This is a genomic window from Staphylococcus caledonicus, assembly GCF_016238465.1.
Taxonomy (GTDB): domain Bacteria; phylum Bacillota; class Bacilli; order Staphylococcales; family Staphylococcaceae; genus Staphylococcus; species Staphylococcus caledonicus.
The window spans coordinates 49278-70511 of sequence record NZ_JABTXV010000006.1 but is presented as its reverse complement, the minus strand read 5'-3'; the positions used below and the strand labels follow the sequence as shown (position 1 = coordinate 70511).

General features: G+C 33.8%; 23 protein-coding genes and 1 riboswitch. Of the genes, 4 read left to right on the top strand and 19 right to left on the bottom strand.

All coding sequences use genetic code 11. The annotated features are described in order from the left end of the window. Positions 1 to 179: 179 nt before the first annotated feature. The 3 genes from cshA to HS848_RS11820 all read right to left on the bottom strand — a co-directional run bounded on the left by cshA (position 180) and on the right by HS848_RS11820 (position 4397). Entirely contained in the window at positions 180 to 1694 is a 1515-nt protein-coding gene (cshA, locus tag HS848_RS11830) for a degradosome RNA helicase CshA (protein WP_107507971.1), read from the bottom strand. Positions 1695 to 1955: 261 nt separating this feature from the next. Next, positions 1956 to 3311, bottom strand: a complete 1356-nt coding sequence (locus HS848_RS11825; protein WP_198612462.1) for a UDP-N-acetylmuramoyl-tripeptide--D-alanyl-D-alanine ligase — start codon at positions 3309 to 3311, stop codon at positions 1956 to 1958. Positions 3312 to 3326: 15 nt separating this feature from the next. Beyond that, positions 3327 to 4397 carry a D-alanine--D-alanine ligase gene (locus HS848_RS11820; protein ID WP_198612461.1) on the bottom strand — a complete coding sequence of 357 codons (1071 nt, stop codon included), beginning with the start codon at positions 4395 to 4397 and terminating at the stop codon, positions 3327 to 3329. 673 nt (positions 4398 to 5070) lie between these two features. Here HS848_RS11820 and HS848_RS11815 point away from each other — a divergent pair. Continuing rightward, entirely contained in the window at positions 5071 to 6261 is a 1191-nt protein-coding gene (locus tag HS848_RS11815) for an FtsW/RodA/SpoVE family cell cycle protein (protein WP_198612460.1), read from the top strand. A gap of 179 nt (positions 6262 to 6440) precedes the next feature. On the opposite strand, the gene HS848_RS11810 is transcribed toward HS848_RS11815, so the two are convergent. The 3 genes from HS848_RS11810 to csoR form a co-directional block, all read right to left on the bottom strand. Then, positions 6441 to 6578, bottom strand: coding sequence for an Lmo0850 family protein (locus HS848_RS11810; protein ID WP_107507975.1), 138 nt, complete (start codon positions 6576 to 6578; stop codon positions 6441 to 6443). An 88-nt stretch (positions 6579 to 6666) separates the two neighbouring features. Next, positions 6667 to 6873, bottom strand: a complete 207-nt coding sequence (csoZ, locus tag HS848_RS11805; protein ID WP_198612459.1) for a putative copper chaperone CsoZ — start codon at positions 6871 to 6873, stop codon at positions 6667 to 6669. 12 nt (positions 6874 to 6885) lie between these two features. Further along, positions 6886 to 7179, bottom strand: a complete 294-nt coding sequence (gene csoR, locus HS848_RS11800) for a copper-sensing transcriptional repressor CsoR (RefSeq protein WP_107507977.1) — start codon at positions 7177 to 7179, stop codon at positions 6886 to 6888. Between the two features lie 186 nt (positions 7180 to 7365). On the opposite strand from csoR, the gene cls reads away from it, so the two are divergent. Continuing rightward, entirely contained in the window at positions 7366 to 8850 is a 1485-nt protein-coding gene (cls, locus tag HS848_RS11795) for a cardiolipin synthase (RefSeq protein ID WP_198612458.1), read from the top strand. Between the two features lie 131 nt (positions 8851 to 8981). Then, positions 8982 to 9623, top strand: coding sequence for an HD domain-containing protein (locus HS848_RS11790; RefSeq protein ID WP_198612457.1), 642 nt, complete (start codon positions 8982 to 8984; stop codon positions 9621 to 9623). Positions 9624 to 9692: 69 nt separating this feature from the next. On the opposite strand, the gene yidC is transcribed toward HS848_RS11790, so the two are convergent. The 7 genes from yidC to HS848_RS11755 form a co-directional block, all read right to left on the bottom strand. After that, positions 9693 to 10565, bottom strand: a complete 873-nt coding sequence (gene yidC / locus HS848_RS11785) for a membrane protein insertase YidC (RefSeq protein WP_198612456.1) — start codon at positions 10563 to 10565, stop codon at positions 9693 to 9695. Between the two features lie 88 nt (positions 10566 to 10653). Continuing rightward, the gene (gene thiE / locus HS848_RS11780; RefSeq protein WP_198612455.1) at positions 10654 to 11292 is read right to left on the bottom strand and encodes a thiamine phosphate synthase; all 639 of its coding nucleotides are present in this window, start codon (positions 11290 to 11292) and stop codon (positions 10654 to 10656) included. Position 11293: 1 nt separating this feature from the next. Beyond that, positions 11294 to 12085, bottom strand: a complete 792-nt coding sequence (gene thiM / locus HS848_RS11775) for a hydroxyethylthiazole kinase (RefSeq protein ID WP_198612454.1) — start codon at positions 12083 to 12085, stop codon at positions 11294 to 11296. Then, positions 12078 to 12899 carry a bifunctional hydroxymethylpyrimidine kinase/phosphomethylpyrimidine kinase gene (gene thiD / locus HS848_RS11770; RefSeq protein WP_198612453.1) on the bottom strand — a complete coding sequence of 274 codons (822 nt, stop codon included), beginning with the start codon at positions 12897 to 12899 and terminating at the stop codon, positions 12078 to 12080. Before thiD ends, thiM begins: the two co-directional genes overlap by 8 nt. Further along, on the bottom strand, positions 12892 to 13581 hold the full coding sequence (tenA, locus tag HS848_RS11765; RefSeq protein ID WP_107507983.1) for a thiaminase II: 690 nt from the start codon (positions 13579 to 13581) through the stop codon (positions 12892 to 12894). Before tenA ends, thiD begins: the two co-directional genes overlap by 8 nt. Positions 13582 to 13656: 75 nt before the next feature. Continuing rightward, positions 13657 to 13757, bottom strand: a riboswitch (TPP riboswitch). Positions 13758 to 13857: 100 nt separating this feature from the next. Continuing rightward, positions 13858 to 14607, bottom strand: a complete 750-nt coding sequence (locus tag HS848_RS11760; protein ID WP_198612452.1) for a transglycosylase family protein — start codon at positions 14605 to 14607, stop codon at positions 13858 to 13860. A 355-nt stretch (positions 14608 to 14962) separates the two neighbouring features. Continuing rightward, positions 14963 to 15361, bottom strand: coding sequence for a single-stranded DNA-binding protein (locus HS848_RS11755; protein ID WP_107507985.1), 399 nt, complete (start codon positions 15359 to 15361; stop codon positions 14963 to 14965). Positions 15362 to 15548: 187 nt separating this feature from the next. Between HS848_RS11755 and HS848_RS11750 the strand changes: the two genes are divergently transcribed. Beyond that, positions 15549 to 15992: a YwpF-like family protein gene (locus tag HS848_RS11750; protein WP_107507986.1), complete on the top strand. Its 444-nt coding sequence runs from the start codon at positions 15549 to 15551 to the stop codon at positions 15990 to 15992. Positions 15993 to 16092: 100 nt separating this feature from the next. Here the strand turns inward: HS848_RS11750 and fabZ are convergent, their stop codons facing one another. The 6 genes from fabZ to atpG form a co-directional block, all read right to left on the bottom strand. Further along, positions 16093 to 16530, bottom strand: a complete 438-nt coding sequence (gene fabZ, locus HS848_RS11745) for a 3-hydroxyacyl-ACP dehydratase FabZ (RefSeq protein ID WP_103166203.1) — start codon at positions 16528 to 16530, stop codon at positions 16093 to 16095. Between the two features lie 115 nt (positions 16531 to 16645). After that, on the bottom strand, positions 16646 to 17911 hold the full coding sequence (gene murA, locus HS848_RS11740) for a UDP-N-acetylglucosamine 1-carboxyvinyltransferase (protein ID WP_198612451.1): 1266 nt from the start codon (positions 17909 to 17911) through the stop codon (positions 16646 to 16648). A gap of 98 nt (positions 17912 to 18009) precedes the next feature. Beyond that, positions 18010 to 18240: a DUF1146 family protein gene (locus HS848_RS11735; protein WP_103166205.1), complete on the bottom strand. Its 231-nt coding sequence runs from the start codon at positions 18238 to 18240 to the stop codon at positions 18010 to 18012. 264 nt (positions 18241 to 18504) lie between these two features. Further along, positions 18505 to 18906: a F0F1 ATP synthase subunit epsilon gene (locus tag HS848_RS11730; protein WP_107507988.1), complete on the bottom strand. Its 402-nt coding sequence runs from the start codon at positions 18904 to 18906 to the stop codon at positions 18505 to 18507. Between the two features lie 21 nt (positions 18907 to 18927). Beyond that, on the bottom strand, positions 18928 to 20340 hold the full coding sequence (gene atpD, locus HS848_RS11725; protein ID WP_107507989.1) for a F0F1 ATP synthase subunit beta: 1413 nt from the start codon (positions 20338 to 20340) through the stop codon (positions 18928 to 18930). A 20-nt stretch (positions 20341 to 20360) separates the two neighbouring features. Next, on the bottom strand, positions 20361 to 21227 hold the full coding sequence (gene atpG / locus HS848_RS11720) for an ATP synthase F1 subunit gamma (RefSeq protein ID WP_198612450.1): 867 nt from the start codon (positions 21225 to 21227) through the stop codon (positions 20361 to 20363). Between the last annotated feature and the right edge of the window lie 7 nt (positions 21228 to 21234).

Here is a 21234-nt window from a genome sequence, read left to right as displayed (position 1 = left end):
AACTCCTTCGCAATTTTTCTACATTATATCATATTCACTATTATTTTCATGAGCTCATAAAATGAAATTTATATTTATTAATTTCAGAGTAAATTTTTATTTCACATTAAAAATAAAAAACGAGACTAAGCCATTGATGTAGACATGGCTCAGTCTCGTAAAAAATGAATTCATATTAATTATTTTTGTAAGTCGGCAAATGTGCGACCTTTCATAGATGATCTACCTTTGTTTTGGTTGTCGCGACGTTCAGGTTTTTTACCTTTTTTCTTGTTGAAGTTACCTTTTGAACGTTTGTTTTTATTGTCGAATTTATTGTTGCGTTTACCGCTACGACGTGAGTTATTACCTTTACCTTGTTGACGATTTTTACGTGCTAAAGGTTTTTCAAAAGTTAATTGTACTTCAACTTCATCATTAGCTTCTACAAGTTCTTGTAATAATGATGCAACGAGTTCTGTGCTATCATATTCTTCTAATAATTCACTAGAAATGCGTTTTAAACGGTCTTCACTTTCACGTGACATCCAGTTTTTAACTTTATCTTTAATATCTTCTTCACGGGCTTTAAGTACTTCTTTTCTATGTGGAGGTCTTAAAGCGCTCATTCTTCTGTTATTTGCTTCTTCAATTTGGCGAATATAATCCATTTCAATTGGATTAACAAATGTTACAGCAATACCTTCTTTACCGGCACGGCCTGTACGTCCAATTCTATGAGTATAGCTTTCAGTATCTTGAGGAATATCAAAGTTATATACGTGACTAACGCCTGAGATATCTAAACCACGCGCTGCTACGTCTGTAGCTACTAAAATGTCTAATTGATCATTTTTAAATTTCTTTAAGACTTCTAAACGTTTAGCTTGAGTAATATCACCATGTAAACCTTCTGCTTTATAACCTTTTGATAATAACGCACTTGTTAGTTCGTCGACACGACGTTTTGTTCTACCAAATACGATTGCTAATTCAGGTTGGTGAACGTCTAAGAAGTTTGTGAATGTATCGAATTTTTCAAGTTCTTTCACAATTGTATAATACTCATCGATATGAGGATCTGACATTTCATTATTCATTGTTTTAACAATTTGTGGTGATTTCATGAATTGTTGTACTAAGCTTTGGATAGCTTTAGGCATTGTTGCTGAGAATAACATAGTTTGTCTTTGTTCAGCTGGAATTTTATCCATAATAAATCTCATATCATCGATGAATCCCATGTTCATCATTTCATCCGCTTCATCCAAGATTAATGTATGGATGTCTTGAGTTTTTAAAGTACGACGATTTAAGTGGTCGATAACTCGTCCAGGCGTACCTACTACAATTTGTGGTCCACGTTTCAATGCTTTGATTTGTCTGTCGATTGGCATACCACCGAATACAGTAACTACTTGAACATTTTGTCCGTGACTGAATTCACGTAACTGTTCAGCTACTTGCATAGCTAATTCTCTAGTCGGTGCTAAGATTAAGGCTTGAACGCCTGATCTGCCAACAACTTTTTCAATTAAAGGAATCCCGAAAGCTCCTGTTTTACCTGTACCAGTTTGAGCTTGTCCTAGGACGTCTTTCCCCTCTAATGTGTAAGGGATACTTTCTGTTTGGATAGGTGTTGGTTCCTTAAAACCCATTGCTTCAAGGGTCTCAACTGTTTTATCCGAAATCCCTAGTTCTTTAAAATTTTGCAATATAATTCTCCTTTAAACTTTCTTATTTAATTAATATACGTCTGTGTATATAAGGTCCTCTTATTACGTCAACTTCTATATAGTACCACCTAAAAATATATATCGCAATAAAGCAATTCGTTAGCATAGCCTAATATCTTATTATTTTAGGGGTAAGGTTGTTTATATTTTTCTTTGGAAAAGGGCATAAAAAACAAGCCATTGCCGGATTTTACTCACACACAATGACTTATTATATACAAATTTATTTAATTGAAAATTTTAAATAAGTTCGTTGACGACTTCTTCGAGTTTATTTCCTCGAGAACCTTTGATTAGTAATTTATCTTGTGGTACTAAATAATCTTTTAAATACTTGGTTAATTCTTCTTTATCGGTGAAGTAAGCGACATTTTCTACAAATTGGCCACCTACATCACTTATAAATTTAGCATCATTGCCATAAGTTAATAAGGTGTGAATGTGCTTGCCTTCTAAATGAGCCCCTACCTCTTCATGCATTTGACGACTATTTTCACCTAATTCTAGTGAATCAGCAAGAACAATAATCTTACGGCCATCCATATGACTTAACGTATCAATAGCGGCTTTCATACTTGTTGGGCTAGCATTATATGCGTCATTAATAACTGTAATCTGTTCGTCAGTTACATGACGTTCCATACGCATGCCTGTTAGTTGAACGTGATTAATATTTCGCTGAATCGTAGCATAGTCTAGACCGAGTTCATGGCCAATTGCGATAGCCATGGCTGCATTTTTCATATTATGAATACCTAAAATAGGTAATTCATAGTGTTCTTCATCATTTATTTTAAATGCAATTCCGTCATTTTTACTATTTTCAACTTCACATACTAATGCATTATCATGATTTAAACCTACACCTAATAATTTAACTTGTTTTAAGTTTTTAACGTGTGGTTGTAATAATGGTTCATCGCCATCATAGATAAACGTTCCATTTACTTTTAAACCAATTGTAATTTCTGATTTTGCTTGAGCAATACCTTCGCGAGAACCTAAATCTTGCATATGTGATTCACCTATATTTGTAATCACTGCAATATCGGGTTGAGCGATCGTTGATAACAATTCAATTTCGTGAAAACCTGACATCCCCATTTCAAGAATGGAAATATCCGTATCTTCGTCAAGATCTAGAATAGTTAATGGTAGTCCAATTTCATTATTATAATTACCTTGTGTCTTTTTCACTTTAAATTCGGTGTGTAAGACGCTCTCAATCATATCTTTTGTAGTAGTTTTACCGTTAGAACCTGTTACTCCAATGACTTTAGGATTAACATGTTGTAAGTATGCCTTAGCAAGTTCTTGAAGCGCGGTAAGTGTGTCTTCTACCCAAATGATTGGACCATTTATATCATCGTCAATGGGGTGACCTTTTTCATAAAAAGAAGCACCTGCACCATCTTTCAAGGCTTGATTAACAAAACGGTGTCCATCGACGTTCTCACCTTTGAATGGGATAAATAGCATACCCTCAGTAATCGCACGCGAATCAATCGTAACGCCTTTAATTGTATTCTCTAAATATTGTTCATCAATATCGCAAGGTATCCAAGTTTGTATCTGACTTAATGATACTTCAATCATAGTTGAATCCCTCTCTTAATCAATAGTATATTTATTTTTCTTTTTATCTTCATGACGTTCTTTGGCTAAATCAATTAATTTCGTAATTAATTCAGAATATGAAAGACCCATATTTTCCCAAAGGCTTGGATACATGCTAAAGGCAGTAAATCCAGGCATAGCATTTGTTTCATTAATGAAAATTTGATTATCTTCTGTTACAAAGAAATCTGCACGAACTAAACCAGAGCAGTCTGTAGCTTTAAAAGCTTCAAGTGCCATATTACGTAATGTCATTTGAACTTCTTCGTCTAATTCTGCTGGGATTTGTAGGCTAATTTTGCCATCTTTGTATTTAGATTTATAATCATAAAATGCTACATCTTTAATGACTTCACCTGGCCATGTTGTTTCTGGATAGTCATTACCTAATACCGCTACTTCAACTTCACGTGCATCGATACCTTGTTCAATAACTAATTTACGGTCAAATTGGAATGCTTCTTCGATACCTGCTTTTAATTCTTCTTCATTGTTACATTTACTAATTCCTACACTTGAACCAAGGTTAGCTGGTTTGACAAAGACTGGATATGTAAGTTTGTCTTTTACAAGTTTAATGATGTTACCTTCATATTTCTCATATTCACTTCTTAAAAAGCTAATATATGGTAATTGTGGTAGGCCTCTATGTTCAAACAGTTGTTTCATCACTAATTTATCCATTGAACTAGAAGCGGCTAGTACACCATTACCTACGTATGGTAAATCAAGTACTTCGAATAGTCCTTGAATCGTTCCATCTTCTCCATTAGGCCCATGTAATAATGGGAAAATAGCGTCATATTTATTACCTTCACTACTTTCTTTAAGTAATAATGTAATTTCTCCAGCTTCAACGTCTTCTAAACTAAGTTCTTCGACAGATTTAATTTCTGAAGCAATGTTATTCTTTTTCTTCCATTGTCCATCATTAGTAATGTAAATGATATCAACAAGGTATTTGTCTTTGTTAATCGCGTTTAAAACGTTTTGTGCAGTCAGTTTTGATACATCGTGTTCTGCGCTTTTACCACCATATACGATACAAATATTTTCTTTTACCATATTTAGTTGCCTCCGTTAAGAAATGCGACACGAGAAGTTGATCGCTACTAATTTATATATATGAATATCAATAACGGTATTCCAACTTCTGTGTTATAGCACTTTCTTTAAATTAATAGTTACTTCATTCTGAGACTGAGACATTGATCGTTTGTGCGTTGGGAAACCGATAAACGGTGTCCCAAAAGCAGGATTCTCGGCAGATACCGTCACGATTCGACAAAGGGAGCGGTACAGAAATCTAATGAAATTTCGAAGATTTCGTAGTCCCGCCCCGGCAAAGTTGACTAGAAATGAAGAAAGTGAGACTTGAACGCATCTTCATTTCAGACAACTACTGCCTAAACACATAGATTAGGAGATAATATTTTTTGCTCATCGTTCGGTTCTGCTCAAATCCTAAACGCTTTTGTCCCAACCTCTTGTATAATTTTGATTAGTATAATGTATGCTTTCTAAAAGACAATATTATCACAGTATTCAACTATTTTGCATTCATCATCTCGTAAATTCCCTTTATTTTATATATACATCTTTGTCTTATAAAAATATTATTTTCTCTTTACTGTGATTTTAAAGAACTCTCAGTTATTTTCTAGCATATTCACATAAAGTCATGTAAAATCTATATATAATATTAATCGTTAGATTATGGAATTTAAGGAGTTTTCTCATGAAATATTCATCCCGTCAACAGCCTTCAAAACATTGGCTACGTAAAATCGACTGGATACTCATAGCATTGTTAGCAGTTTTGGCTATTATTAGTGTAACTACTATTAGCTCAGCAATGGGTGGGGGTCAATATAGCGCTAATTTTAGCGTTCGCCAAATTATATATTATATTTTAGGAGCTATTTTAGCATTTATCATCATGCTCTTTTCACCTAAAAAAATTAAAAACAATACTTATTTATTATACATATTCTTCTGTATTCTACTTATTGGCTTACTTATTATTCCAGAAACACCAATCACGCCAGTCATTAATGGTGCAAAAAGTTGGTACACGTTTGGTCCAGTAAGTATTCAACCTTCTGAGTTTATGAAGGTTATACTTATTATCGCTTTAGCCAAGGCAGTAGCTAATCATAATCGTTTTACTTTTAACAAGTCTTTTCAAACTGACTTAGTATTATTCTTTAAAATCATTGGTATCTCTATTGTTCCAATGGCCTTAATTTTACTACAGAACGATTTAGGTACAACGCTTGTAATTTGTGCTGTAATTGTAGGTATCATGCTAGTAAGTGGTATTACATGGCGTATCCTTGCGCCCCTATTTATTGCCGCTTTCATTATTGGCAGTAGCATTATTTTAGCTATTATCTATAAGCCATCATTAATTGAGAACCTTCTTGGCGTAAAAATGTATCAAATGGGACGTATTAATTCATGGTTAGATCCATATTCATACAGCGCTGGAGATGGTTATCACTTAACCGAATCTTTAAAAGCTATTGGTTCAGGACAATTATTTGGTAAGGGATTCAATCACGGAGAGGTTTACATACCTGAAAATCATACCGACTTTATCTTTTCAGTAGTTGGTGAAGAAATGGGTTTCCTTGGAGCGGTGGTCCTTTTACTTATCTTTTTAGCTCTAATTTTCCATTTAATTAGACTAGCTACAAAAGTTGAGTCATCATTTAGTAAAATATTTATTATTGGTTATGTTTCACTATTAGTATTTCATATCTTGCAAAATATAGGTATGACAATTCAACTATTGCCAATCACAGGTATTCCACTACCATTTATTAGTTATGGCGGTAGTTCATTATGGAGTTTAATGGTAGGTATTGGCGTTGTGTTATCATTACATTTCCATCAGCGCCAAACTATGCCATCAAAAGACAAATAACTTTTGTAATATAAATTTAGGCTACTAAATTCTCTGATTTGAGAATTCAGTAGCCTGTTTTTTCGTTTGAAAAATTATTGCTTTAGTGTACCGCTAATCAATGTCGAAGAACAAAAACGATAAATGGATTAGTCTCTTTTTGTTCCTTTAAATAACATTATCTTGATATTGTGACGAGGTTATTTAACTTCTGGACGAGCTGGCGTTGATGAAGGCAAAGTGTTAATAATGTCTAAACGAGATTTTGTTTTTTTAATATTTACACCTAAAGACGATAATAATTTGACTACATTTTGTAACTTATCCTGTTTACTCATAGTAATCACCTCGTTTTTTGACTTTCATGGATATACTACCCTAATTAAAATACAATTACTACTCATTTTTAAAAATAAATTTCGATTTTTAATTTAATACTTTATAACCATCATCATAAATTTCTTTTTCTATACTGTTTAAATTGGTTGGTGTTTCAAATTCAATATTTACTTGTTGTTGCTCTAAATCTATCTCTACGTTGCTAACACCAATCATATTTAACAATCGTTGTTTTAGTGCTTCTAATTGTTGTTGCGTTTCAAGCCCATCGATTTTCACTTTATTTATTGTCATTACTACTTACCTCTAATCTTTCATTAACTTTTGAAAAGTCACTAATAATTCTTCCATGGCCTCTTCTTGAGCACCATTATTTACTTTTTCCATAATACAACTTTTCATGTGATGATCTAATAATTTCGTTGCTACACTATTTAACGCAGAACGTGTCGCTCTAATTTGCGTTAAAACATCATCACAATAGACATCTTCTTCAATCATTCTATTAATCGCTCTAACCTGACCTTCAATACGATTTAATCTTGATTTTAAATTTATTTTTGTCTGTTCAGAATGATGTGCGTTATCTTGATTTTCCAAGGTGGTCACCCCTTCTTTCATTCTACTTTATCGTATAATTTCCCTTTACATCCGTCAATCTCAGATGCTCGTATTCTGTGAAAATGGTCATGCTATTTCTTATTTACCGTGATACAATTATATTTAAGTATTAAATTACAATCTCAATTTACATGCAAGAATTTTATATAAGGTAGGAGGCATTATATGATAGATTTATTTTCCTTGTCATTTTCACATTCCTCATTGTTAATCAATATCGTATTAATTGTTGCCTTTCTATTAAACTTAATTTTTGCGTTTGTCATTATCTTTATGGAACGCCGTAGTGCTGGTTCAATTTGGGCATGGCTATTAGTTTTAGTTTTTCTCCCAGTTATAGGTTTCATACTATATCTACTTCTTGGACGTCAAATTCAACGCGATCAAATTTTCAAATTAAAAAAAGAAGATCGTAAAGGTCTTGAGATGATAGTTGATGAACAAATTGAAGCATTAGAAAGTGATGATTTCTCTAAAGGTAATCATCAAATAGTTAAGTTTAAAGAAATGGTTCGCATGCTATTATTTAACAATGCAGCTTTTTTAACGACAGATAATAACATTAAAATTTTTACAGATGGAAATGCAAAATTCAATTCCTTAATTGAAGATATTAAAAGCGCGCAAGATTATATACATATCCAGTATTACATTTTCAAAAGTGATAATCTTGGACGTCGAATTTTAGCAGCTTTAGAGAAGAAACTAGATGAAGGTCTTGAAGTTAAAATGCTATACGATGACATGGGGTCAAGACTACTAAGAAAGAAAGACTTGAAACGATTCCGTGAGAAAGGCGCGCACGTTGAATCCTTCTTCCCTTCTAAACTCCCACTGATCAACCTACGAATGAATAACCGTAACCATAGAAAGATTGTTATCATAGATGGCAAAATCGGATACGTTGGCGGGTTTAACGTAGGAGATGAGTATCTCGGTCAAGATAAAAAATTTGGTTACTGGCGTGACACCCACTTACGTCTTGAAGGTGACTCAGTAAATGCTTTAGAACTTAGATTTATTTTAGATTGGAACTCTCAATCTAGTCGTGACTTTATCGAGTATGACGAACGCTATTTCCCTGATGTTGTTTCAGGTGGCACGATTGGTGTTCAAATTGCTTCAAGTGGACCTGATGAAGAATGGGAACAAATTAAATATGGTTATTTGAAAATGATTTCATCTGCCAAACATTCAATTTACATACAATCACCTTATTTTATTCCAGACCAAGCCTTTTTAGATGCTATTAAAATTGCAGCTTTGGGAGGCGTAGAAGTTAATTTAATGATTCCTAATATGCCAGACCATCCTTTTGTCTATTGGGCGACATTAAAAAACGCCGCTTCTTTATTAGAGGCTGGAGTAAAAATTTATAAGTATGATAATGGCTTTTTACATTCTAAGACGTTAATCATTGATGATGAAATTGCAACGGTTGGTACTACTAATATGGATAATCGTAGCTTTACTCTTAACTTTGAGGTAAATGCTTTTATATACGATGAAGATATTGCTTGTCAGCTTAAGCAAGCCTTTATAGATGATATGAAAGTATCTTATCGTTTAACACAAGAACTTTATAATCAACGTGGCACATGGGTGAAGTTTAAAGAAGGTATTTCTCAATTATTATCGCCTATTTTATAATCAACTGAGATAAGACTTAATTATATGCAATTTATACTTTGGAGCGGACTATGAAATCTTTGAAACTATTGATTTCTATCCTGCTCCAAATCTCATTTCACCTTCATTTTCAATTTATAAAGGAGCACATTATGGAACAATCTCAACAAATAAAGTTAGCACATGATTACATGTATCATTTTCATGAAAATGACTATTCTGGTCATGATACAGCACATGTAGAGCGAGTAACATCACTTGCACGCACTATTTACCAATCTGAACAACAAGGCAATGAATCAATTATTATTCTTTCAGCCCTCTTACATGACGTCATTGATGATAAATTGACAAATAAAGAACAAGCTCTAGATCAATTAAAAAACTTTCTAAATAGAATTGAATTGTCTAAAGATGAACAACAGCATATTTTATTTATCATTCAAAATTTGAGTTATCGCAAGGGAAACAACAATAACGTGGAATTGTCAATTGAAGGACAGATAGTTAGAGATGCTGATCGTTTAGATGCCATGGGTGCTATCGGTATCGCCAGAACCTTCCAATTTGCCGGTCATTTTAATGAACCGATGTGGACAGAGTCACCTCATTCTAACCCTCCCTCTCCTGAAGATATCGTCACATTATCCCCTTCTGCAATTCGCCATTTTTATGATAAATTACTTAAATTAAAAGATTTAATGCATACCTCTACTGGTCGTAAACTTGCTCAAGAACGCCACAACTTTATGAAACAGTTTTTAACTCAATTTTACTCTGAATGGCATTTATAAATAGTCAAAAAAACATCGATACCATTACATGATATCGATGCTTTTAATATACAGAAGTAAATTTATATTCTATTTTTTCTTTTTATTATTTTTAGAAACTACTTGAGTATTTTTACCTTTAGCATTTGAGTCTTTATTTTTCTCAAATTTTTCGAGCATTGGTGCAACTTCTCTTTTAGCTACTTTTTCATAGTATATATTAGCGAAGTAAGTTTGTACAATTAAGAATGCTGCACTGACTGACCAGTATAAACCTAATGCTGAAGCTGAACTTAACGAAATCCAAATAATCATGATTGGTGATACAATCATCATCATATATGTCATTTGACGTTGTTCTTGTGGCATTTGTTTACTTGAAACCCATGCTTGGATAAAGTAAAGTACACCGGCGATAATTGTAATCCAAATATCAGGATGTATTAAATTGAACCATAGGAAATGTGGATGTTCAGTAATTCCGCCACCAATACGATAACGTAATACGAAATATAAGCCCATAACGACTGGCATTTGAATAAGTACTGGTAAACAACCTAAAGCACTCTTCATAGGGTTAATATCATATTTTTTATATACTTCCATCATTTCTTGGTTAGCTGCCATTTTCTCTTCTTGAGTACGTGCACGTTTAACTTTTTCTTGTACGCCGTCAACTTCTGGTTTAGCAACTTTCATCTTTTCACGCATCATATGACTATTTTTATAGTTTGAAAGCATGAAAGGTAATAACACAATACGAATGACTAAAACTAATACAATGATTGCAATACCATAATCATCATTAAAAACTGAATGGCCTAACCAATGTAATACTTTAGACATTGGTTCGACGAATGTGTTGTAGAAAAATCCATCTCTATTACTAGATTTAGAATAATCACACCCGGCTAAAAAGACCATTACCCCTAATAACAAAGGTAGTAACGCTTTCTTCTTCATTTTTACACCTCTATTGATATATTCACATAGGGCTTATTTTATCATAATCATAGTGTACTAGAAAACAAAAAAAGAAAAAAACTATCATTTATTTGAAATAACTTTGTAATTTGGTAACAGTCTTGTCAATATTATGACTACGTGCAATCGCTGAAATCACAGACACACCATCAGCGCCTGCTTGAGCAATTGCTTCAATATTATCTTCATTAATACCACCAATAGCTACCATTGGTAATGACGGGTTAAGATTTTTTAAAGTGCTAATCATTTCAGGACCTACTGGTGCACTAGCATCTGCTTTAGACGGTGTAGCATACATTGGCCCTACTCCTATATAATCAACATCGGTTAAATCAGAATCTTGATATTCTTCTTCATTGCCTACACTTAGCCCAATAATTTTATCTTTAAAATCATCTCTAAAAGAAGTGACTTCTTCATCATCTTGCCCTACATGAATCCCATCAGCATCAATGGCTAAAGCTAACTCAACATCATCATTGACTAGAAAAGGAATATGATATTCATGACATAATGTCATTAACTCTCGAGCTAACGTCTCTTTAGCCTTTCCTTTTAATGAATCTGGGCCCTTTTCACGAAATTGAAATAATGTAATTCCAGCTTCTAATGCTTGTTTTAAAATATCTTTAATATCAGAACCTTGTGGTATGTCTTGAGTTCCACAAATAAAATAGACATTCAAATCGTTCGCTTTAAACATATTATTCTACCTCTTCACGTTTAACATTACGTTCATATGTTTCATAGTTCATTAAATACATTTGATCAAGTAATTGTGGTAAAAATGTGCCTGGTCCTTTAATTTGAGCATCATTTTCAGCAATTTCAGCAGCAATATTATAGAAACTTACCGCTTCTTCCAACGCTTGTATTGATGGATGTGTTTCTCTAAATAAGAAACCTGCTACTATACCACCTAATAGACAACCTGCTCCTGTAATCTTAGCTAATAAAGGAGATCCGTTAGATAATTTAACAACTTTGTTATCTTGAACAATCACATCGTCTTTTCCTGTTAAGACGATGGCTGTATTTAATTTCTCATAGGCCTTCTTAGCAATAGTCACTGGATCAAGGTTCGTATCACCGTCTGTACCTTTCATAGTTGTATTTGTATCAACTAATGTAAGAATTTCAGAGGCGTTTCCTTTAATAACTGAAACTTCTACTTCTGATAAAAATCTTTGGCAAAATTGTTTACGATAAGTTGAAGCGCCTACTGCTACTGGGTCAAAAACGATAGGCGTGCCTTGTTTATTAGCAATTTTACCGATTGCAAGTATATCTTCTTCATTGGCTTTAGTTAAAGTACCTATATTAATTAATAAAGCACCCGCTACTTTGTAGAATTCTTCAGCTTCCTCTGGGGCTTCACTCATTGCAGGACTTGCACCAATACTAAGTAAACCATTTGCAGTAAAATTTTTAACTACATCGTTTGTATAACATACAACTAATGGATTATCTTGTCTTAATTTTTCTAAGTTATTCATCATCTAATCCCACTTTCTTCATATAAGCGAAATGATTTACAGGGCCACGTCCTTGACCAATTTCAGGTGTATATTGAATACTCATTGAAATAAAGTCTTTGGCTTTTTTCACTGCATCATAAATTGACTTACCTTTCGCAAGTTCTGCAGTAATAACTGCTGAAAATGTACAACCCGTACCGTGTGTATGTTTTGTATCAAAACGTTGGTCTTCGAAAGTATAAACGCCATCTTTAGTGAATAAGAAATCTTTAGCGTTATTTAAATCAGCAGAATGGCCACCTTTAATTACAACGCCTTTACTACCAATCTCATTAATAAAGATGTCCCCAGCTTTATAAATATTTTCTTCAGTATCAATTTTCAAACCTGTGATTTCTTCAGCTTCAGGTATATTAGGCGTAACCACGTCTGCTAAAGGTAACAATGTATTTTGTAAATGTGTTTTAGTATCATCATCCATTAATGAATCGCCACTTTTAGCTAGCATAACTGGATCAATGACATAAGGGATATCTGAATGTTCTTTTAAAAATCCTTGAATTAATTCCATTGTTTCTTTTGTGGCAATCATACCTGTTTTAATTGCATGCGGTAACTCGTCATCAAAGACGCTTTCAAGTTGTTCTTTTACCCAGCTCGTTTCAAGGTTGTGAATATGTTGTACGCCTTTTGTATTTTGAGCCACTATACTCGTAATAGCTGCCATTCCATACACACCACATGCGTGGAATGATTTTAAATCCGCCATTACTCCTGCTCCACCTGTAGGGTCTGTTCCAGCAATAGTTAAAGCAATTTTAGGTTTATTCATGGTTAGCGCCTCCAAAGTTCCATTGTTCATCTATATATGCCATATTAAAGAAGTTACGTTCGTGAATTGTACTTTGTAAGAAACTTTCTTTAATATCAGCTTTTTCTTGTTCTGTACAATTTTCAGTTAGTTCATCTAATAAGCGATCAAACACTTCTATAAGTGGACGCATTTCAGTACTATAAAAATCAAACCACTTAGCTGTAATTGAATCTCTATTTAAATTGTCATCTTCTAATGCCATTTTTGCCACAACTTCATACACATATGGACATGGAGCCATAGCTGCGATAGTATACGCTGCATTTTCATGCGCATAAGCGTGATAATACATATGCTTAATATAATGGTCGCCACTTGGAGGCCAAACTTTCTCTTTAACGATTTCTTCATAAGGTTCATTAATATAGTCAGCTAAAATTTCATGCGCTTCTACTTCACCATCAAGCATAAATTCGATTTGTTCAACTAAGAATTTAACGTCTTTCATAGTTGGTGCTTTAGGTATTAAAAGTGCATATAAGTTAGTAAACTCTTTTAAATATGAAGCATCAGCACGTAGATATTGACGTACCGCTTGCTTTGATAGACTACCTTTTAATAAATCTTGAATAAACCCATCATTATAAATCTTCTCAATAATAGGTTGTGAAGCTTCTTTTAATTCAGTTGAAAAAGTCATTTCATTTCCTCCTTAAAAATAAAAAGCTACATTTCAACGTAGAAATGTAGCTTTCATTCTTAGAACATGAATGAAACGTTCACATCACTACTTTCCTACGTTGGTACTAACCAAGTCAGGTTATAAGGGTCCGAATCATTCATCTCAGCCATCAATAGGCTCCCCTAGTAGCTTTTATTATTTCTTTCACCATATCAAATTGGTAATTAATTAGCAAATAAAAAAGCCAAGGCACCTTTAAAAGATGCCTTAGCTAAAATATATTATATATTTAAATTATGCAGTTACCCATTGAGATGCACCAGCAGTGTTGTATAATTTAACAGCTGCAGCATCTTGAACGTGTTCAGGAGCTTGTGTTGGAGATACACCTTTATATTCAGCAGGTGCTACTGAGTCCCAAGTAGATTGTAAGAATTGATACTTACCTGCTGCACCTGAACTTGGGTTAACAGCTTTGATGTCGCCGCCTGATTCACGTTGAGCAATTTGTTGTAAATGACTATTAACATTTACTGATGAACCACTTGAAGCTTCGCTGCTTGATTGACTAGATTGATTAGTGTTTGAAGTAGCTTGTTGTGGTTGTTGAGTTTGCTCAGTTTGTGGTGCTTGTTGTGTTTGTGTTGGTTGAGTTGTATTTGATTGTTGTTGGTTACTAGTTTGTTGTGGTGCTTCTTGATTGTAAGAAGATGTGTCTTGTGTGCTAGCTTGTTGTCCAGTTGCTTGAGTTGATGCTTGTTGTTGAGCAGTGTTATCTACTGTTGCACCATTAGATGGATGATATTCCCATTGGAAATAAGTGCCATCTGACCAGAAATGATAAGATTTACCATTTAAGTTGAATTGATAATCATAAGCGCCCTCTTGAATAGGACCTTGGTTTAATGATTGATCATTTGATTCTGCTAATTGTGCTAACTCTGCCTTGTTAATTTGAGATTCACTCGCATCAGCTTGACCTGCATTACCAGCTACTACTCCTAAGCCTACTGCTAATGATGAAGCAATAATAGTCTTTTTCATAGTATAAAAATCCTCCTACGTAATTTGTTCATAAATTATTTTACAAGTTACACTTTAACATCCATAAAAGCAGTGTAGGTTACAGTGAAATAAAAAAAGGAAGGTCTTTTTTACATACAAATTACATTGAATAACGGTACAAATTAATTAAATTCAGTAATTTAAAACTTCCATGACAGTGTTTAAGATATTATCTTATACTTTTGTTATGTAATACGATTGAAATCTTTCAGATAATTAAACCCAAAAATTAGGAACCTCCCTTACTTTGTTGGGAAGAAATAAGAGAGGTTCTGAGTATAATTGAAAGATGTTATATATAGAATAGATAGAATTGGAGTTAAAATATAGAAATTTAATTGATATTGGTTATCTCAAGATTATTTAAGGGATAAGTGTCTTCATCATATGTGAGGGAAGAGAGTAGTTCATTATTCTTAGATTTGGGAGACATAAATTTAATTGTTTCAACGTATAATTCCGTTACAAAGTGAGTTTGCCCGTCTTTTTCATATTTACGAGAACGCATTTGTCCCGTTATACCTACAAGTGATCCTTGACTAGTGTACTTTTCAATATTACTTGCTGTTTTGCCAAATGCTTTGCAAAAAATATAATCACAAGCTATTTCATTGTTTTCATCTTTATAATTACGTTCAGTAGCAACACTGAAGGTAGCGATTTTCACCTCCTCTTTATCATAAATTTGCGCGTCTTTGGTCATGCGACCAACTATGACTATCTTATTTAGCATATCTCACCTCCTTCTATCTCTATATTATTCATTAGCTTGTTTCTCGTCAAAATCCTATTTTTAATAAAATCTTTCCTATTGATACTCAAAATTTGATATATTTAAAGAAAATAGTTAATAAATTACTGCTAAATTTGGTAATTCATAAATTTTTGTATAATTTAAAATAATTTGGGGATGTGAGAAAGTGAAGACGTTTAAAGCGGTACGCTTCCAAATCATAAATGAAAATGGTGGAATAACTGAATTTGAATTGGAAGATGGCGTTATTATCAATAAAGAAAATAGCGGCACTGGGTGGCTATTAGAAATTGTAATTTCAAACGCTCATTATGAAACAATGAAGACATACTATGATGAACAAACGTTATTAGATATTCGAGTAGTTATCACAAGACCTTCTAATGATCCTGCCTTATTTGATGCTACGATTAAAAATATCTCAACTTATGAGAAAACAATGTCGATTGTCTTTGAATGTCATATTTATACTTTACGACAAGTTTATGCTGAAAGTTTATTAGAGCAATTAATTGATGAAGGCTTATCAGGTGAGGAATTAAAAGTTACTTTCAATCGCATGATGCAATCTAAACCTAAGTTAAAAGAAGAAAAATTTGAACGAGAATAACATTAATTAAGCCTTAGTCATTTTTTAAAATGGCTAAGGCTTATTTTTGGCTTATAACTAATTAAAATAAAAAGTAGTTAAAACCACTAGAATTATAAACTTATGCGTCTTGAATAGCGAATGTAAGTTCACAACTACATGCTAGCTGTCCATCGACTGTTGCTTTAGCTGTGCCCTTACCTATAGGACCTTTAATTTTAGTGATTTCAACTTCTAACATTAAAGTATCGCCTGGAGTAACTTGTCTTTTAAAACGACATTTATCAATTCCAGCAAACAAAGCGATTTTACCTTTGTTCTCTTCGCTATTAAGCATCGCTACAGCTCCTGTTTGAGCTAATGCTTCTGTAATTAAAACGCCGGGCATTACTGCATAGTCAGGAAAATGACCTTGGAAGAATGGTTCGTTACCTGAAACTTGTTTCAAACCAACACAGCGTTTTCCTTCTTCATACTCAACAACTCGATCGATTAATAAAAAGGGCTGTCTATGCGGGATGATTTGTTTGATTTGATTATAATCGAAAATTGTTTCCATAAATAATTACCTCCAAAAGTAGAGGGTGAGACATTTAAAATCATACTCTAGGAGTTGATTCATATTGCCCCAACCTTCTTTTAAATCATATATTTAAGCATTATGCTCATTATAATTAATCATTTACTCTTTGAATATCGGCACCTAGTGACTTTAACTTTTCATGGAAATTAACATAACCACGATCTAAATGCTTTAATTCAGTTACTTGAGTAGTACCTTCAGCTACTAATCCAGCTAAGATAAGGGCAGCGGCTGCTCTTAAATCTGTCGCTTTTACTTGAGCACCTTGAAGCTGACTTTTACCTTCAATTTTAGCGCTTCGGCCTTCAACAGTAATATTAGCGTTCATACGTCTGAATTCAGCAACATGCATGAAACGATTTTCAAAGACAGTTTCCGTAATCACTTTATGACCTTCAGCTGTAAGTAATAAAGCCATCATTTGTGATTGCATATCAGTTGGAAATCCTGGATGAGGAAGTGTCTTAACATCTACAGGTTTCAATTCGTCATCAACCGTTACACGTACGCCTTCCTCTTGAAAATCTAAATTAACGCCCATTTCTTCTAATTTATAAATTAGACTTGTCATATGTTCTTTAACAGCGTCACGTACAAATACATCGCCTCTTGTAATTGCTGCTGCAATAATTAATGTTCCGGCTTCAACCCTATCTGGAATAATAGAATGTTCAACACCTTTTAATTTTTCTACACCATGAATGGTAATCGTATCAGTACCAGCACCAGTCACTTTACCGCCCATTTCATTAATGTAGTTTGCTAAATCAACAATTTCAGGTTCTTTAGCAACATTTTCAATAACTGTTTTACCTTTAGCTAATGATGCAGCCATAATAATATTTTGGGTAGCACCTACACTAGGGAAATCCAAATGAATATCTGCACCTTGTAAGCCATCTTTAGTGCTAGCATAGATATTTCCATTTTCTAAATGAATTTCTGCGCCTAACGCTTCAAACCCTTTAATATGTTGTTCAATAGGACGGGCACCAATTGCACAACCTCCAGGAAGCGCAACGATAGCGTGACCTAAACGTGCTAATAAAGGTCCCATTACTAATACACTAGCTCTCATTTTACTAACATATTCATATGGTGCTTGCTCGTTAAGTGTTGAAGATGCGTCTACTGTTACAGCGCCATCCTCTTTATTGTATTCAACTTCAGCATTCAAAGTTTTTAATACATTATTAATTGTTACGACATCGCTTAAATCTGGAACGTTTGTTAATTTACTTTTTCCTTCAGATGCTAATAATGATGCAGTTAAAACAGGTAATACTGCATTCTTTGCACCTTCGACTTTAACTTCTCCAGTAAGGCGATTGCCTCCATTTATTACTATTTTATCCATTTTAATCCTCCACTTTAACTCCTATTACTTCTACCATTTCCCATTTTTTAAATAATTATTTACTAATTATATCCATTTTTTAAATTAAATTACAGTTATCAAAATAAATATTTTACTTGCGTAGAATACTGTAATAAATCAACTAAAAAGTTGGTTACTGCTGTTCCTAATAAGATTGCTAAAAAAATCAAGCAAACTTGAACTTGAGTAGTATACCCTTTTTTAAAGAGATTATCCAACTTAAGAGAGTTTAATGCCCAATAAGCAATACAAATACAAATCACATATAAAATTAAACGTATAACTGCAAATTGTCCAATATAATCCATATCTTACTCTCCTTAGAGATTACTGTATTATATTGTACCTTAAATAGGTGGAGAATGATACTAATGATAACCATCAAACCTACAAAAAAGAAGTGAGATAATATCTATTATCTTTTCTAAGATTTTGTAGTTTAGTCTTAGTGGTTTTTCTTCACAGAGAGATTTAATGGAGCTTCTATACACATGCATTTCATACAATTACTTTCATACCAAAAAAGAGACTAAGCCTTTATATAGAAATAGCTTAGTCTCTTTATTTTTAATTTATTTTAATTCAGCTACACGTAAGCGATTTTCAGCTCTTGCTAATGCTCGCTGAGCACGGTAAATATCACTGTTATCTTCGTCTTCCAAATGAGATTCTGCTCTTTGACGCGCTAATTTCGCTCTTTCAACATCAATCTCACTAGCTGTTTCAGCTGTTTGGACAATAACACTTACTTTATGATGTCTAATTTCAACAAAGCCACCACTAACAGCTATATATTCAGTGCCATTTCTAAAATTAACTTTTACATGGCCTGTTTTTAATGCGGCAACTGTCGGGATGTGTCCACTCATGATACCCATTTCACCAGCTGTTGTTTGAAAGACAACTAGTTCAACTTCATCTTTTTCGTAGACTGAACCATTAGGAGTGACAATATCAAGATTTAATGTACTCATTATCTATACCTCCTAATTATTTTAGACTTCAACACCCATATCTTTTGCTTTAGCAATTACGTCGTCCATGCTTCCTACTAAACGGAACGCATCTTCTGGGATATGGTCATATCTACCATCTAAAATATCTTTGAAATTAGCTACTGTAGTTTTAACTGGTACGTATGAACCTTTTTGACCAGTAAACTGTTCAGCAACGTGGAAGTTTTGAGATAAGAAGAATTGAATTCTACGTGCACGACTTACTGTAAGTTTATCTTCTTCAGATAACTCGTCCATACCAAGAATAGCAATGATATCTTGTAATTCTCTATATTTTTGAAGTGTAGATTGAACGTCACGAGCAACTTCATAATGTTCTTGACCAACAATTGATGGTTCTAAAGCTCTTGAAGTTGATGCTAACGGATCTACCGCTGGATAAATACCCATTTCAGTTAATTTACGCTCTAAGTTAGTAGTCGCATCTAAGTGGGCGAATGCAGTTGCTGGCGCTGGGTCAGTATAGTCATCCGCTGGTACGAATACTGCTTGAATAGACGTTACAGAACCTTTATTTGTTGATGTAATACGTTCTTGTAATTGACCCATTTCAGTTGCCAATGTTGGTTGGTAACCTACGGCTGAAGGCATACGACCTAGTAAAGCTGAAACTTCAGAACCGGCTTGAGTGAATCTGAAAATATTATCGATAAATAATAGTACGTCTTGGCCTTGTTCATCACGGAAATATTCAGCCATCGTTAATGCTGATAAAGCTACACGCATACGAGCACCTGGTGGCTCGTTCATTTGACCGAAGACCATCGCTGTTTTCTTGATTACGCCACTATCTTTCATTTCGTAGTATAAGTCATTACCTTCACGTGTACGTTCTCCGACACCTGCGAATACTGAAATACCACCATGTTCTTGGGCGATGTTATTAATTAATTCTTGGATTAAAACGGTTTTACCTACTCCGGCACCACCGAAGAGACCAATTTTACCACCTTTGATGTAAGGGGCTAATAAATCTACAACTTTAATACCTGTTTCAAGAATTTCTACTTCTGTAGATAATTCATCAAAATTTGGTGAAGGACGGTGAATAGGATCACGTCTAACTGTACTATCTAATTCTCCATCTAAATCAATAGTATCTCCTAAAACATTAAATACGCGTCCTAATGTTACTTCGCCCACAGGGACACTGATATCTTCACCAGTGTTTTTAACTTCCATACCACGTTGAACGCCGTCTGTTGAATCCATGGCAATCGTACGTACCACGTCGTCACCTAATTGTAATGCAACTTCCAATGTTAATTCGAAAGTGCCATCTTCTTTAGGTACGTCAATGATTAGGGCGTTGTTTATTTCAGGTATTTCATTATGTTCAAAGCGAACGTCAATTACAGGACCCATAACCTGAGTTACACGGCCAATACCCATGTTGTTTCCTCCTTTAAATATTAATCAAATGCTGCGGAACCACTCACAATTTCAGTAATTTGTTGTGTGATTTCGGCTTGTCTTGCTCTATTGTATTGTAATGATAAGTCATCAATAAGTTCAGTTGCATTATCAGAAGCATTTTTCATAGCAGTCATACGAGCTGCATGTTCACTAGCTTTTGCGTCAAGAATCGTTCCATAAATTAAACTTTCAACATATTGAGGAAGAATAACACTTAGGATTGATTCTTTGTCTGGTTCAAATTCATATGAAGACATTTGACCTTTACCTTGGCTAGAATCTTCTTGAGATAATGGAAGAACTTGTTTAGTAGACGGTTTATTTTCAAGAACACTAACATAATGACTGTAGTAAATCTTCAATTCATCAATATGTTCTTCACTGAAAAGGTCAACTGCATGTTTTGCAACAGCTTGTATTGATTTAAATGAAGGTTGATCAGGAACATCAACAAGTGAATTCTCTATTTCATAACCTCTATTTTTAAGGAAATCAACACCAGTTTGACCAAGCACAATAATGCTATATTCATCACTGCTTGTATGTTTTTCTTTAATATCTTCGATGAGTCGTTTAAGCACATTTGAACTATATGCACCTGCTAAACCTTTGTCACTTGTAATAACTAAGTAGCCACTACGTTGAACTTGTCTAGGTCTTAACATTGGATGGCTAGAGTTTTTACTTGCTCCAGCTATAGCTGTAATAGCATCTTGCATCTTTTCCATATATGGTTCAAATTGATGCGTATTCTTTTCAGCTCGACGTAATTTTGAACTTGATACCATGTTCATTGCTTTGGTAATTTGTTTCATTTTTTTAGTCGATTTAATACGACCATCAATTTCTTTTAGAGAAGCCATTATCTCA